Genomic DNA, 1,873 nt, shown 5'->3' on the forward strand with positions numbered 1-1,873 from the left:
ACGGCGGTGCGGGACCCAGACATCCGGGGGGATGATCCCGGCATTGACCCGGTAATTGACCATCATGGGGGTCAGGCGGCCCTGGAAATAGTCGCGGATGAATGCGGCATGGGGGGAGAAGCGGCGGTTGAAGCCGACCATGAGGATTGGTGTGGAGTGAGGAGTCAGGGGTGAGGCGTCAGGAGTGGGGGGGGATTTGTGGAGGGTCTGGAGGTCTTCCGGGGTCAGGCACAGGGGTTTTTCCACAAACACGTGCTTGCCCGCGGCCAGGGCCGCTGTCACAAACCGGGCATGGGAGTTGTGCCGGGTGGTGACAAACACGGTGTTGATCTGTTCATTGTCCAGCACCACCTGAAAATCCGTGGTGGCACAGGCAAACCCCTCTTTTCCCGCCGTCTGGCCGGCATTCATGCCCGTGGCTGTGCACAGGGTGTTCAGATGCACATCCGGCTGTTTTTTCAGGGCCGGCAGGAGCACGGCTTTGGTGAAATTGCCGGCCCCGATAAACCCGGCCTCGATGTGTGCCGTGCCCGAGCCTGCCGCATCCTTTACCCGGATCACCCGGACCCCGGCCGCCTTCATCATCTGCACGGCCAAAAGCCCCAGCAGCCCCAGCCCCATGATGCAGACATTTTCCCCCAGGCCCAGGTCACACTGCCGGACCCCCTGGAGTGCGATACTGCCCACGGTGGCACAGGACGCATCTTCCATGGACACGGCATCCGGAATCCGGACCACCAGGTTTTTGGGCACATAATTATATTGGGCATGGTTGGCATACCCGGCCCCGCCGCAGGCCACCCGGTCCCCGGCACACAGGCCCGAAACCCCCGGGCCGGCTTCCGCCACCACCCCGGCGCAGGAATACCCCAGCGGAATGGGCTGATCCAGCTTGGCCTGCACCTTTTCCAAGGTGCTGAAGATCCCTTCGGTCTGCATCTTGCGCAGCACTTTTTTCACCTGGTCCGGCATGGCCAGGGCTTTGCCTGCCAGGTTTTTTTTGGCAAAATCCACCAGCATGCGCTCCGTGCCCGCAGATACAAAGGAGTTCCGGGTCTGGATGACCACCCCGCCAGACTTGCAGGCCGGGACCGGTACATCTGCCAGCCAGAGATCGCCGGTTTTGTAGGATTGGAGGATTTGTTTCATGGGTTCCTTTTTGTAGTGAGGAGTGAGAAGTTGGGGGTCAGGAGTGTGAAGGGGGGCTTTTTTTTATTGATTTTATCAGGCCGGATAGCATTTTGTCGATTTCGAGTCAGACCCGGCCTTTAGCCTTTTTAAATAAGCAATCCAACGATTCTTTCAAATGAAGCTACCGCTGTCTCAAAACCAATACTCTCATCATCAGGTGCATATGACATGGCATCTACAAATCTGGTGTACTCACTTTTATAAATCGGATCAGCTTCAAATTGTTCCAGCGCTTCTTTTGCCATATCTTTTAAACTTTTATCAATTATAGACCCGCTTCTTCCAAGATCTTTCTTAATAGATAAATAAATACTTTCTATAAACAAACTATCTGATACAGCCAAATTTTCCAGGGCTGACAGATCATGGAGGTGTCTGATCATTGCAGGATCATTAGAGACAGTGCCTGGCTTTGCGGTTCTATCTCTAATAGTCATTCGCCAAAGCAGCGCACTAAACTTATTGCCGGCTGTTTCTACCGGAGAAATGCAATCAACAGTGCAGTCGCTTTTCCCACCTGTGAATTGTGTAACAAAAGATTGAATCGGTTTTGTCTGCTCTGGCAAAAAAATATTTTCAAAGCTGAATTCCAATTTCAAGTGAGGTCGCAGAGCAGATGATAATTGATACGTTTGAGGATATTCTACAGAAAAACTAAAAAATCTACTCTCATTCCGACTTA

The 1,873-nt window shown here is 53.1% G+C and carries 2 protein-coding genes; both read right to left on the reverse strand.

Annotation, left to right across the window (positions count from 1 at the left end):
• Positions 1 to 1,149, reverse strand: a 1,149-nt coding sequence (locus DPO_RS23530) for a Gfo/Idh/MocA family oxidoreductase (RefSeq protein WP_040012334.1), incomplete at its 3' end; no start/stop codon positions are given.
• Between the two features lie 128 nt (positions 1,150 to 1,277).
• The coding region (locus tag DPO_RS24950) for a nucleotidyl transferase AbiEii/AbiGii toxin family protein (RefSeq protein WP_040012335.1) at positions 1,278 to 1,873 on the reverse strand (596 nt) is incomplete at its 5' end.

It is taken from the genome of Desulfotignum phosphitoxidans DSM 13687, assembly GCF_000350545.1.
GTDB lineage: Bacteria > Desulfobacterota > Desulfobacteria > Desulfobacterales > Desulfobacteraceae > Desulfotignum > Desulfotignum phosphitoxidans.